The sequence below is a fragment of the Acidimicrobiia bacterium genome (genome assembly GCA_029210695.1).
Classification (GTDB): domain Bacteria; phylum Actinomycetota; class Acidimicrobiia; order Spongiisociales; family JAHEDJ01; genus JAHEDJ01.
Genome location: JARGFH010000032.1, coordinates 1 through 12,885, shown reverse-complemented (window position 1 = coordinate 12,885; position 12,885 = coordinate 1). Strand labels below are relative to the sequence as shown.

Genomic DNA, 12,885 nt, shown 5'->3' with positions numbered 1-12,885 from the left:
AGTCCCGGGTGGCGGTTCGCAATTGGCAATTCGTCGCGTTCTTGTGGCCCTATCCTTCTCCCATGATTCCTGAGCGGCTCCAATGGCTGGTGCGCGCCGACGCCCCGGCCGTCGAACTCGCCGAACGGTTCGAACTGGCCGGCCACCAGCTATACCTGGTCGGAGGTTCATTGCGCGATGCTCTGCTAGGCCGGACGCCCGCGGATCTCGACTTCGCAACAGACGCCCGGCCCGACGAGATCCGATCCACCGTCGACGGGTGGGCAGACAACGTGTTCGGGGTGGGGGAGCAATTCGGGACGATCGGCGTTCGGAAGGGCGAGGAGATACACGAGATCACTACGTTCCGGGCTGAGGTCTACCGCGATGAGTCGCGCAAACCCGTTGTCACATATTCGAACGACATCGAAACAGACCTCTCCCGGAGAGATTTCACCGTAAACGCCATGGCACTGCGGTTGCCGCACGCCGAACTGGTGGACCCACACGGCGGTCTCACTGATCTCGCTCAGAAACAGCTCAGGACGCCACTCTCGCCGGAAATATCATTCTCTGATGATCCCTTGCGAATGCTCCGGCTGTTCAGATTCATCGCCACCATCGGTTTCGTTCCCGACGAGGCTGCTCTGTCGGCCGTCGCCGGGATGTCCGAGCGGCTGGAAATCGTCTCGGCCGAGCGGGTCCGCGACGAGCTTTCAAAGCTCATGGTCGGTGACCACGTGGCGGATGCCCTGTGGGGCCTGGTGCAGAGCGGCCTGTCCGACCACTTCCTCCCAGAACTCTCGTCTCTGCGGATGGAGCAGGACCAGACCCAACGTCATAAGGATGTGCTGAGCCATACGATCGCGGTGGTCGACAAGACGGAGGGGCGTCTTGTGATAAGGCTGGCTGCCCTCCTTCACGATATCGGGAAGCCGGCTACCCGTGAGTTCGGGCCGCAGGGAGTCACGTTCCATCACCACGAAGTGGTCGGTGCCAGGATGGCGAGGGAACGGTTACGAGCCCTCCGTTACGACAACCGGATCGTGGACGACGTCTCGACACTGGTGTTTCTGCACCTTCGACCGCATACCTTCAAGATGGGGTGGACGGATTCTGCAGTGCGTCGTTACGTTCGTGATGCCGGTCCGCTGCTCGACGACCTGAACCAACTGGTGCGCTGTGATGTCACAACGGCCAACGCAGGGCTGGCACTGAAGATCCAGCGCCGCATCGATGAGCTGGAGGGAGTGATCGCCGATCTTGCCCAGCGCGAAGAACTGGCCGCCCTCCGTCCTCCTATCAACGGGCATACCGTGATGCAGCACCTCGGGATCCCTCCCGGACCGATCGTCGGCGAGATAATGGACCTGCTGCTCGAGTACCGGCTCGACCACGGCCCGTATTCCGAAGCGGAAGCCCTCGTCCTCGTCGACAGGTGGGCACAGGAGAAGGGCAACGCGTGAAGCGACCGGCAGCACTGCTCTCACTGCTGCTGGTTGGGTGCACCGCTTCGACGTTCGACACCACGACCATCCCAACCGTTGCGACCGCATCGTCTACGTCTGCGGCGACGACGAGCACTCCGTCCCCAGCTTCTACATCCACGACCATTCCGACGCCCGGTCCGGGTGACCCAGGATTAGGGGACACGATGTATGCCGGGCTGGGCAACAGCGGCTACGACGTAGATCACTATGCATTAGACCTCGACTTTGATGGCGAGCAACTGGCGGGAACCGCCACCCTGACTCTTCGCCCGACCGAGCCGTTGTCGTCCTTCTATCTGGACCTCACCGGCCTCTCAGTGGTGTCGGTCACCGTCGACGGCGAAACCGCTGGTTTCGAGACGGTCGACGAGTTGCTGGTTCGACCGCTTCTGCCACTGCCGGAGGGCCGGGTGGTCGCAGTTGTTGTGGAGTATCAAGGCGTGCCGGCGTCGATCCCGAACGTAGCCGGCAGATTTCGAGTGGGATGGCACGAGAGCGTGGACGGATGGTTTGCGTTGAGTGAGCCGGCCGGCGCCGAGACCTGGTTCCCCTCGAACAACCATCCGCTCGACAAAGCAACCCTCTCGCTGCGGATCACGGTCCCTGCCGGTCTCGTGGCGGTGTCGTCGGGAGTCCTACGCGGCCAGGAGGAAACGGCCGGTGGCTCGACCTTCGTGTGGGAATCCGACGATCCGATCGCCCCGTATCTCGTGGCCCTGGCCATCGGTGACCTCGAACGCCAGACCAGCACGTCCGGCGAGGGAGTGCCCATCGTCAACTACTTCGATGACGACGTCGGGCCGGCCGATCGGTTGATCTTTGATCGGCAGGGGGAGATGATCGATTTCTTTGCAGGGTTGTTCGGCCGCTATCCGTTCGATGAGTACGGAGCCGTCGTCTTGGAAACCATCAATGTGCCTGCGGCGCTCGAGACCCAGACGCGAGCGACCTTCGGCACTCAGATTCTGGCCCTGGGCGAGCCGGTAGTCGCCCACGAACTTGCGCACCAATGGTTCGGGGACTCGGTGAGTGTTGCCGACTGGAGTGACGTGTGGCTCAACGAGGGCTTCGCAACGTACGCGGAATGGATGTGGGCGGGCCACTCGAGAGGCGAGGCAGCCCTCACCGGCGAGGTGGAGAGAGCCTATCGCACCCTCTCCGGCGCGGCACTCGTCGAGTCGACCGGAAGTGCGGTCGCCGCATACCAACAGGCGCTGGTGGCGTACCCGCCTCCCGGGACCCCGCAACCGACCGACCTTTTCAATGCGTCCGTCTACATAAGGGGTGGCTTGGCGCTGCACGTGCTGCGCATGGAGTTGGGTGACGAGCGGTTCTTCGCAGTTCTGCAGGACTGGGCGACGACCCACCGCTACGGCAATGCGAGCACAGACCAGTTCCTAGAGCTGGTCGAGACGTCCGGCGGCCCAGCAGCTCGACAGCTCATGGAGCAATGGTTGTTCTCGCCGGCCTTGCCGTCTATCGATGAGTTGGGTTTGCACCCACCCTCATGATGCAGTGGCGGTCAGGGATCCGTCCCGACCGGCGCAAAACGTAGAACCCAAAACCTAGAACCTGCCCGATTGACATTTCTATGCACTTGTGTGTATGTTCATGCGTTCCATGGGTTACCAAACAGCAGTCATCGGAGCGTCGGGATACGCCGGAGGAGAGCTCGTCCGATTGCTGGATGAGCACCCGGACTTCGAAGTCGCCTACCTCGGGGCGCACTCCCAGGCGGGCGCGGCTCTCTCGTCCGTGCACCCCCATCTGGATCGCGGCGCTCGGGTACTCGATTCGAACGATGTTGATGCGATCCCCGACGTTGATGTTGCCTTTCTGGCTCTGCCGCACGGATCATCAGCCCTAGTCGGCAGCCGGCTGGCCGGGCGCGGTATGAAGGTGATCGACCTCGGGAGCGACTTCCGCATGGACACCCCGGAGCGATATGAGGAGGCCTACGGATCACCTCACCCGCGGCCGGATACCCTGCAGGACTGGGCCTACGGGCTTCCTGAATTGTTTCGCGACGAGATTGCAGCCTCAGAACTCGTGGCGGCGCCCGGTTGCTATCCGACCGCTTCGTTGCTGGCGCTGGTGCCGCTGGTGGCCAATGGCATCATCGAATCGACCGGGATCACGATCAACGCCATGTCAGGAGTTTCCGGGGCCGGCCGGTCACTGCGGGAGGACCTTCTATTCGGTGCGGTGGACGAAGGTGTCAGGGCGTACGGAGTGACGACTCACCGCCATCGTCCGGAGATCGAGATGGGAATCGAACGAAGCGTGGGACGCGCTGCTCGGGTCACGTTCACTCCCCATCTCGTCCCGATGCAACGCGGCATCCTGGCAACGGTGACGGCCCCGGTGGCCGGCGGAGTCACCAGGCGAAACCTGCAGGATGTCTTCCGCGCCGCCTACGGCGACGAAGCCTTCGTTGAGGTGGTCGACGACCCACCGCAGACCAGGTGGGTCGTTGGTTCGAACCGTGCGCTGATCGCGGCTTTCCTCGACGAGAGGACGCGGACCGCGCTGGTGTTTTGCGCAATCGACAACCTCCTCAAGGGGGCGGCCGGACAGGCAGTTCAGGCCGCCAATCTCATGTTCGGACTCGATGAGAGGTCCGGGCTCCCGAAGGCGGGGTGGATGCCGTGAGCGTTACCGCAGCCTCCGGGTTTGCCGCAGCGGGCGTGGCCTGCGGGATCAAACCCGGCGGCGTTCCCGACCTGGCAGTCGTGTCGGCCGGGACCGCCGTCCCGGCCGCCGGGGTCTTCACGACCTCCACCACCGCCGCCCCGCCGGTACTGGTATCCCGCCAACATCTGGCCTCTGGGTCGGCCCAGGTGGTCGTGGTCAACTCCGGCTGTGCCAATGCCGCGACCGGCCGGCGCGGCTACGAGGTCGCCATCAAGACCGTTGGGGCGGCCGCGAATTCCTACGGCTGCGAAGCAACGGAGGTCCTGGTGTGTTCGACCGGCACGATCGGTCCGCAACTTCCGGTTGAACGCCTGATCCAAGGCCTCCCGACGGAGCTGGGTATCGATCGCGAGGCGGGCGGGGCGGCTGCCACCGCCATCATGACCACCGACTCGGTGCGGAAAGAAGCTGTGGTTGCGAACGGCGGGTACACCATTGGCGGCATGGCCAAGGGCGCCGGGATGATCCGGCCCGATATGGCGACAATGCTGGCGGTCCTCACGACCGATGCGATCGTTCCGGCAGATCGGCTACAGCGAGCGCTTCAATCTGCAGTCAACGAGAGCTTCAACTCACTCAACGTCGACGGGTGCCAATCAACCAACGACTCTGTGGTGATCCTGGCTTCCGGTGCTTCAGGCGTCGAACCCGGCCCCGAGGACTTCGGGGCCTCCCTGAGCGAGCTATGTCGAGATCTCGCCTATCAGATCGCGGCGGATGCGGAGGGAGCGACCCGGGTGGTCACCGTCCGGGTGCATGGAGCTTCCGACGATGCGGAGGCCAGAGCGATAGGCAAACACGTGACCGACTCCGATCTCGTTCGTGCTTCGTTCTACGGAGGCGACCCGAACTGGGGGAGGATCTTCGGGGCTCTCGGAGTCGGCCCGGGCCGAGTAGAACCAGAGGCGATTTCGGTTTCGTACGCGGGGGTGACGGTGGCACAGCGGGGAGTAGGCCTTCCCTTCGACGAACAGGCGCTGGTTTCGACCCTGATAGGCGGCGACTTCGTGGTCGACGTGACGGTCGGCGCCGGTTCGGGGCGAGCGACGGTACTCACCACCGACTTGACCCCCGATTACGTACGGTTCAACGGGGAACGCTCATGAGTAGAACACCGCCGGATTTGTCCAAGAGCCGCATCGCCCGTTCGATGGGCAAGGCGACCATCCTCATGGAGGCCATGCCGTACATCCAGGAGTTCAAAGGCAAGACGATCGTCATCAAGTACGGCGGTTCGGCGATGGCCGACGAGTCACTTCGACATACGTTCGCCGGGGATGTAGCGCTCCTGGCGTTGGTTGGCCTTCGGCCGGTAGTCGTGCATGGAGGCGGGCCACACATCACCAGGGCGATGGGTCAGGCCGGGGTTGAACCCCAATGGATGGATGGGCTGCGGGTGACCGACGCGGACACGATCCGGGTGGTGCAAACGACGCTGGCCGGCGAGATCAACCCGGACATCGTGCGGTTGATGGGTTCGCATGGGGCCATGGCGGCAGGCGTGACCGGCATCGACGGCAGCCTCTTCGTTGCCGCACCGAGAGACCCGATGCTCGGCTTCGTTGGAGATATCACCCAGGTGAACCCCGATCTCATCAGCCGGATGCTGGTCGAAGGGGTTGTTCCGGTGGTTGCTCCGCTGGCGCTCGGAGAAGATGGTCACGTCTACAACCTCAACGCCGACACCGCGGCCGGCGCCCTGGCCGAGGCGCTGGAAGCGGAGAAGTTGGTGTACCTGACCGACGTTGAGGGCCTGTACAGCGACCTCGGAGACCGCGATTCACTCATTCAGCGGGTGACGGTTCAAGGACTGCGCGAACTGGTGGAGTCCGGGTCGGTTTCGAAGGGGATGCTGCCGAAACTCGACTCGTGCATTTCGGCGATGGAGGCCGGAGTGCACCGTGTTCACATACTCGACGGCCGGGTTCAGCACGCCCTGTTGCTGGAGATATTCACGCCGGAAGGCATCGGCACGATGGTCGAGTCGTGACCGAACTCGCCGCTCGCGAAGCTGCCGCCCTCATGCACACCTATCAACGGCTTCCGGTCGCATTTGTGCGCGGAGATGGAACCCGCCTGTTCGATGTGGCGGGGAAGTCCTACCTCGATTGTCTCAGCGGCATAGCTGTGACCTCCGTCGGCCATGCCAACCCGCGGGTGGCGGAAGCGGTGAACCGACAGATGAGCGCACTTGTCCACGTCTCCAACCTGTTTTATACCGCACCACAGGTTGACCTTGCCGAGCAATTGTGTCGACTGTCGGGACTCGACCGTGTGTTCTTCTCGAACGACGGCGCGACGGCCAACGAGGCAGCCATCAAGCTCGCCCGGCGATGGGGGCAGGCTCAGCGAGGTCCCGAATGCTTTGAGGTCATCACGCTCGACGGCTCGTTTCACGGCCGGACGCTGGCGACGCTGGCGGCCACCGGGCAACCGGCGAAGCAAGCCAGGTTCATTCCCCTGCCAACCGGATTCCTGCAAATTCCTCCGAATGATCTACCGGCCGTTGCGGCGGCCATTCATGGCGGTACCGCGGCGGTGATGATCGAGACCACCCAGGGAGAAGGGGGAGTTCTTCCCCTGGTTGAGGAGTATCTAACCGACCTCCGTTCGTTGTGCGACGATCGCCGGGTTCTGTTGATCGTCGACGATGTACAAGCCGGTGTAGGTCGGACGGGCACGTGGTTTTCCTGGCAGAGCCTCGGTTTCGCTCCGGATATCGCCACGGCCGCCAAAGCACTTGCCAACGGTCTTCCGATCGGCGCCTGCCTGGCGACCAAGCAGGTGGCGGCTGCCTTCCAACCAGGAGATCACGCCACCACCTTTGGCGGCGGCCCGGTGATCTGCGCGGCGGCGCTGGCCACGCTGGCTGAGATCGAGGAAACGAAACTGCTGGACAACGTGGTGGCGAGGGGCGAACAACTGCGACTTCTCCTCGAGCGCGTAGCCGGAGTAGCCCAGGTGCGGGGGCGCGGCCTTCTCATTGCTGCAGTCCTGCAGGAACCGATCGCCGAGGAGGTCGTGTCAGCCGCCCTCGGGGAAGGATTGGTGATCAACAACGTTCTGCCGGACGTGGTTCGTTTCACGCCCCCGCTCACGATCAGCGCGGAGGAGGTCGCCGAGGCGGTCCGGAGGTTCGAGAAAGCAGTCGCCAGAGCAACACCTGAAGGCCCAACTGCCTAGCGGCTACCGCTGAGCCAATTGCCAATTGCCAATCGCCAATTGCCAATCGCCGAAGCCTGTCTCTATCTGGCGCGTTCGACCTTTGTGACGGGTGACGTCCTGGTGGTCGACGGTGGCCACCACCTGGTGTGAGGGCCCGGTACCGAACAATCGGCCGACCTCCTCTATTCGCATGAATATGCAGTAGTGCGTATAATCACGCTATGAACAACACAGCGGCGCGGCGAAGGGCGATTCGTCGCATCATCGCCCACCAGACGGTGGCAAGTCAGTCGGCACTCGTCGAGCAACTGGATCAGGCGGGATTCGAGGTTACGCAGGCAACGGTGTCACGCGACCTGAAAGAACTCGGTGCGATCAAGGCTCGGGACGACCATGGGAACTCCGTCTATGCGCTTCCCGCACCCGGCGGGGCCGTCGACGAGACGGTCGTTGCTCAGGCCTTGCGCCGGGTCCTGGCTGAGTTCGCTGAGACGATCGTGCCGACCGGAAACCTCGTAATCATCACCACGCCGCCGGGAGCCGCCCAGGTCGTGGCGGGTGCCGTCGATCGGGGAGGAATCGAAGGAGTGCTGGGGACGGTGGCAGGCGACGACACGCTGCTCGTGGTCGTCGCAGACAGCATCGGCGGTTGGCGGATTGCAGAACAACTCGAACAAATCGGAGCAGGCCCATGAAAGTAGTCCTCGCCTACAGCGGCGGTCTCGATACATCGATCATCCTGAGATGGCTGGTGGAGGAGTACGACGCTGAGGTCATCGCCTACACCGCTGACGTCGGTCAAGGTGAAGAGGTCGAGGAGGCGAAGGTCAAGGCGCTACAGACCGGCGCCGTGGAGGCGATCACCGAAGACCTCACCGCGGAGTTCGTAGAAGACTATGTGTTCCCAGCGCTGCGGGCCAACGCCGTCTACGAGTGGTACTACCTGCTCGGAACCTCACTGGCCCGGCCGGTAATCAGCAAGGGAATGATCGAAGCGGCCCGCAGATATGGAGCAGATGCGATCTCCCACGGCGCCACCGGGAAGGGAAATGACCAGGTTCGTTTTGAGATCTCTGCCTACGCCCTAGAGCCGGACATCAAGGTGATTGCCCCCTGGCGTGAGTGGGACCTGAAGGGCAGGGCAGATCTCGTCGCCTACGCCGAGCGTCATGGGATCCCCATTCCGGTCACGGCCGACAAGCCGTATTCGATGGATGCCAATCTTCTGCACGTCTCGTATGAGGGTGGAGTGCTCGAGGACCCGTGGACGGCTCCTCCCAAGGAAATGTTCAGGACGACGGTCGACCCGCAGGATGCCCCCGACGAAGCGCAGACGATCACCGTGACGTTCGAGAAGGGCAATCCGATTGCGGTAGACGGCATCGAACTGAACCCAGTCGAACTGCTGACGCACCTCAACGCCGTTGCAGGAGCGCACGGCGTCGGACGGGTCGACCTCGTCGAGAATCGGTTCGTCGGGATGAAGAGCCGCGGGGTGTATGAGACCCCCGGTGGGACCGTGCTTCATCACGCCCACAAGGCCGTCGAGTCCATAACGCTGGATCGAGAGGTCGCCCACCTCCGCGACGAACTCGTGCCCCGCTATGCCGAGATGGTCTACAACGGATTCTGGTTCGCGCCCGAGCGGGAGGCACTCCAGGCCTTCATGGACTCAGTGCAGGTGCGGGTATCGGGAGAAGCCCGGTTGAAGCTGTACAAAGGCGGCGTGTACGTCGAGGGTCGCCGGTCGGATCACTACGGACTGTACGACCACGCCACGGTCACGTTCGAAGAGGACTCGGTATACGACCAGGCGGATGCCTCGGGCTTCATCAAGTTGAACGCGCTCCGGCTGCGAAGGCTTGCTGAGGAGCGGCTAGGAGCAGGGGAGTGATTTGTCCATTGTCCTGGAAAGGGAGCGTTTGGTGGTTGTGAGACATCTAAGCAAGGCCGGGGCCGGAGACGCTCTCTGTCGCTCCCCCGGCCGGGGGGAGTACACCCGGCTGCAGGCCGGGTGGGAGGGGGGCTGCCGTCCTGCAGCCGGCGGCTTCGAGTTCCTCCGGAACGCGCGCCGGTGTTTCGTGTTGGCCCCCCTACCTCCGCCTCCGCTTCGCGTTGGCGCAGGTACCTTCCCCCCTCCGGGGGGACCGACCCACCTACTTGGTTCTCCGGGTCGCGTTGGCGCAGGCGCTTTCCCCCCTCCGGGGGGACCGACCCACCTGGCACGCGCCACCGCCTCTAGGTCTCGCACGAATCCGCGACCAAGTACAAGGTATCAGCTACCAGGTACCCGGTACTGCTCGAGGTACGCGTCGTGACCCTCTGGAGTGGGAGATTCGCTGAAGGCCCGGATGAGGTCCTGTGGGACTACACCGCGTCGCACACGGATCGGCGCCTTCTAGAGGTGGACGTCGAAGGCTCGATCGCCCATGCGGGCATGCTGGGAAAGGTCGGGATCCTCTCCGACGAGGAGGCCGCGGCCGTCGGCGATGGCCTGCGTGCGGTCCTGTCCGAGGCGCAAGCGGGCGCCTTTGAGTTCCTCGACTCGGATGAGGACGTGCACTCGGCCGTCGAACGCCGGCTCATCGAACTGATCGGGGACCCCGGGCGGAAACTCCATACCGGCCGATCGCGTAATGATCAGGTGGCGCTCGACCTGCGCCTCTATCTGATCCGGGCGTCTGACCGGAGGATCGCCCAGTTGGAGACTTTCGTTTCAACGCTGGTCGGACTGGCTGAGGAGCACGCCGGGACGATTGTTCCCTCATATACGCACCTCCAGCAAGCACAGGCGGTACCACTCGGCCATCACCTGCTCGCCTATGCGTGGATGGCGATGCGGGATCGGGAACGATTCGAGGATGTGAAGAAGCGCCTCTGTGTCTCGCCGCTCGGCGCGGGTGCGGCCGGCGGGTCGAGCCTTCCTCTCGATCCCGAAGAAGCGGCCCGGTTGTTGGGGCTGCCCGGCTTGTTCGAGAACTCGATGGACGCGGTCGCGTCGCGCGACCTTGTTGCCGAGTATGCCTGGGTGTGCGCTCAATCTATGGTGCATGCCTCCCGTCTGGCGGAGGAGATGATCCTGTGGTCGACGTCGGAGTTCGGCTGGGTGACGTTTTCGGACCGGCTAACGACTGGTTCATCGGCTCTGCCGCAGAAGAAGAACCCTGATATCGCCGAACTCGCCCGCGGTCGGGCGGCAGGAACGATCGGAGACCTCACCGCCCTCCTGGCCCTGCAGAAGGGTTTGCCGCTCACGTATAACCGTGACCTGCAGGAGGACAAGGAGCATGTCTTCCGGGCGGATGACGCCCTGGCGGGGACCCTTGGTGCGCTCACCGCCCTCCTCGGGGGTGTCGAATTCCATCCACCGCCGCCTTCGGCGTGGGTCACCGCACTGGATCTGGCCGAGGCGCTGGTCGGCCGGGGAGTGCCGTTCCGGGCGGCGCACGAGGCGGTTGGGGCCCTGGTGGCGGCGTTGATGGCGGACGGCCGGTCGCTGGACGAAGCGACGGTGGACGATCTCGCCGCCGCACACGCGGCCTTCGAGCCGGCCGACTTGGAGCGAATCGATCCATCCGACTCGGTCCGCCGGCGGGCAACGAACGGCGGCGGAAGCACCGAAAGCGTCCGCCGACAGATCGAACGCCTCCGCGAGACGCTCCCCTAACCCTTCTTGCGTCAGTTTCGGGTCCCGTGCGGCGGACCGACGCAAGAACGGGATCGGACGAGCCGGGAGCCACCGAAGGTGGCTCCCAGGCAGTCGGTCGTGATTTTGGTGCTATCCGTCCTTTATCCCAGAGTGGATCTGGAGATTGCCGTTGTCGATGTCCACGACCGGGTAGTAGAAGTCCCAGGTGCTGAGATCAGCCCAGTCGGTCGGCGCATCTCCGCAGTCGATAGCTATCCCGTATTGATCGGGATCTGCTCCCTTCTTTGTTGAAGGCTCGCCGTGGTCGTGCGCTTCGGCGAAGAACATGCAGCCTTCAATCCAGGCGTCGTTACCGAGCATGACCCGGGCCGTCCCGGCGAACTCCGCAACGTTGGCATTGGCATCGGGAGGCTCAGGCCCTTCCAGACCATCGTTCGAGAACTGGAGATACTCGATCGATGTCGAGTGCATCTTCAGATCGTTGACGGCGCGATCGTTGAACTGCCACTGTCCGACCACAGTGAAGTCGGCCAGGAAGCCGACGTTGCCACCGAAGTTCATTCCGTTATTGCCCTTGCCGATATGACCGCCACCTGTCAAGAAGCCTTCCGGCACCTTGATGGTCTTGGTCTCGATCAGCGGACGAGAACAGATCTCGATGGGCTGGTCCATGGTCAGCGGAGTCCGGGTTGTTGCTTCGGAGTCACCAGACAGGAACCACCAGTTATCGACGCCTACGAAACTGGCGTCAACTGTCACGCATACATCCCCGGTTATGTGGTCCGTAAGGCCACCGATGGCACCGCCGTCGGTGCAGCAATCGAACCACTCCCAATCTGCTGACAGGGTGCCCGCACCTCCTCCGTACTGATCGTTCGGGCCTTCTGGATCGTCCTCCACCGTCCACGATGCTCCAACCGGGAGTCCGGAGACGGTCATGAAAGCCTCGCCGCCCGAATCGTCCGGTTCGTCGTGGATGGTGACCAGACTCAATCCATCTGGTCCTGTGTACAGGAACAGCAGGCTGACGCCACTCGTCTCCAGTCCGGTATTGGCACTCGCCGGAACCGTCCCGTAGTCGTAGAAATCGACCACATTCTGACTGCCCGCGAGCGGTGCCACGTCGAACGTTGTGTCCCCTTGTGTCACTGTGTAGACGACTCCATCCAGGCGAGTGCCATCGATCAGTGCGTAGTCGTCACACTCGTATGTACCGCCCGGAGCGTCCGCCGCCACAGAGATGGTCTCTGTGAACACGGCATCTTCGCCACTGGTTACGATCCGAAAGTCCGGAGCGAATGTTGTCGTGATCGGATCCACGCAGGTGCTCTCCATGGACACGGTCACGCTGATGGCGGCCAGTCCATCGAGGATCGCCTGTGCGATGTCGGCTGATCCAACGCCGGTGAGATGAACGCCTCCGGTCGCGCCGGCAATACGAGTTGCCTGTCCGGCCGAGCCACCGTCGAATCCGCATGCTGCCGAGTAGTCGCCGAGAGACGGAACGTCGTCGAGTCCGGCTGGATACCCGGTGAGTGTGCTGATAGCTACCACCCGGATGTCGTTCGCCACGAGCTCCGCCGTAAGTGCCGCCTCGTCGATTCCGTATCCCAGTCCGCTGATCAAGCTGCATACCGGATCATGAGCTGGTGCGTCACCGAACCACACCACGATCTTGGTCGAGCCCGTTCGCCACTCGCCGTAGTCAATCAACTGATCGAGAGCGTAGAACTGTCCCTCCGGGCCGTCAGCACCTCCGCCCGCCGACCAAGCGCTAATGGCTGCCAGGGCGGCGACGCCGCCGTCATCGGCAATTGGTTGTGCGTTGTTAAAGGGGCGCTTCGGAATTGAGCGGGGTGTAGGGGTTCCCGGTTGATTAGGAGGGCTCTGCCAATCTGATGGTTACTA

At 63.3% G+C, this 12,885-nt stretch carries 10 protein-coding genes; 9 read left to right on the top strand and 1 reads right to left on the bottom strand.

The features are described from left to right. Positions 1 to 62: 62 nt before the first annotated feature. The 9 genes from P1T08_11285 to argH all read left to right on the top strand — a co-directional run bounded on the left by P1T08_11285 (position 63) and on the right by argH (position 10,995). Positions 63 to 1,445: a CCA tRNA nucleotidyltransferase gene (locus P1T08_11285; protein MDF1596654.1), complete on the top strand. Its 1,383-nt coding sequence runs from the start codon at positions 63 to 65 to the stop codon at positions 1,443 to 1,445. Next, the gene (locus P1T08_11280) at positions 1,442 to 2,980 is read left to right on the top strand and encodes a M1 family metallopeptidase (protein ID MDF1596653.1); all 1,539 of its coding nucleotides are present in this window, start codon (positions 1,442 to 1,444) and stop codon (positions 2,978 to 2,980) included. The genes P1T08_11285 and P1T08_11280 overlap by 4 nt, the downstream gene beginning before the upstream one ends. Before the next feature lie 109 nt (positions 2,981 to 3,089). Further along, positions 3,090 to 4,121, top strand: a complete 1,032-nt coding sequence (gene argC, locus P1T08_11275) for an N-acetyl-gamma-glutamyl-phosphate reductase (protein ID MDF1596652.1) — start codon at positions 3,090 to 3,092, stop codon at positions 4,119 to 4,121. After that, entirely contained in the window at positions 4,118 to 5,269 is a 1,152-nt protein-coding gene (gene argJ / locus P1T08_11270) for a bifunctional glutamate N-acetyltransferase/amino-acid acetyltransferase ArgJ (protein MDF1596651.1), read from the top strand. Before argC ends, argJ begins: the two co-directional genes overlap by 4 nt. After that, positions 5,266 to 6,153 (top strand): acetylglutamate kinase, encoded by an 888-nt coding sequence (argB, locus tag P1T08_11265; protein MDF1596650.1) that lies wholly within the window; start codon positions 5,266 to 5,268, stop codon positions 6,151 to 6,153. The genes argJ and argB overlap by 4 nt, the downstream gene beginning before the upstream one ends. Next, the gene (locus P1T08_11260; protein MDF1596649.1) at positions 6,150 to 7,346 is read left to right on the top strand and encodes an aspartate aminotransferase family protein; all 1,197 of its coding nucleotides are present in this window, start codon (positions 6,150 to 6,152) and stop codon (positions 7,344 to 7,346) included. Before argB ends, P1T08_11260 begins: the two co-directional genes overlap by 4 nt. A gap of 203 nt (positions 7,347 to 7,549) precedes the next feature. Then, positions 7,550 to 8,023 (top strand): arginine repressor, encoded by a 474-nt coding sequence (gene argR / locus P1T08_11255; GenBank protein ID MDF1596648.1) that lies wholly within the window; start codon positions 7,550 to 7,552, stop codon positions 8,021 to 8,023. Continuing rightward, the gene (locus P1T08_11250) at positions 8,020 to 9,222 is read left to right on the top strand and encodes an argininosuccinate synthase (protein ID MDF1596647.1); all 1,203 of its coding nucleotides are present in this window, start codon (positions 8,020 to 8,022) and stop codon (positions 9,220 to 9,222) included. Before argR ends, P1T08_11250 begins: the two co-directional genes overlap by 4 nt. Positions 9,223 to 9,642: 420 nt before the next feature. Beyond that, positions 9,643 to 10,995, top strand: coding sequence for an argininosuccinate lyase (gene argH, locus P1T08_11245; GenBank protein ID MDF1596646.1), 1,353 nt, complete (start codon positions 9,643 to 9,645; stop codon positions 10,993 to 10,995). Positions 10,996 to 11,106: 111 nt separating this feature from the next. Here argH and P1T08_11240 read toward each other — a convergent pair whose 3' ends face one another. After that, positions 11,107 to 12,690, bottom strand: coding sequence for a hypothetical protein (locus P1T08_11240; GenBank protein ID MDF1596645.1), 1,584 nt, complete (start codon positions 12,688 to 12,690; stop codon positions 11,107 to 11,109). Between the last annotated feature and the right edge of the window lie 195 nt (positions 12,691 to 12,885).

Excerpts from the sequence above, each read along its gene's own strand:
- P1T08_11285 (MDF1596654.1), top strand. The coding sequence starts at position 63 with ATGATTCCTGAGCGGCTCCAATGGCTGGTGCGCGCCGACGCCCCGGCC.
- argC (MDF1596652.1), top strand. The coding sequence starts at position 3,090 with ATGGGTTACCAAACAGCAGTCATCGGAGCGTCGGGATACGCCGGAGGA.
- argB (MDF1596650.1), top strand. The coding sequence starts at position 5,266 with ATGAGTAGAACACCGCCGGATTTGTCCAAGAGCCGCATCGCCCGTTCG.
- argR (MDF1596648.1), top strand. The coding sequence starts at position 7,550 with ATGAACAACACAGCGGCGCGGCGAAGGGCGATTCGTCGCATCATCGCC.
- P1T08_11250 (MDF1596647.1), top strand. The coding sequence starts at position 8,020 with ATGAAAGTAGTCCTCGCCTACAGCGGCGGTCTCGATACATCGATCATC.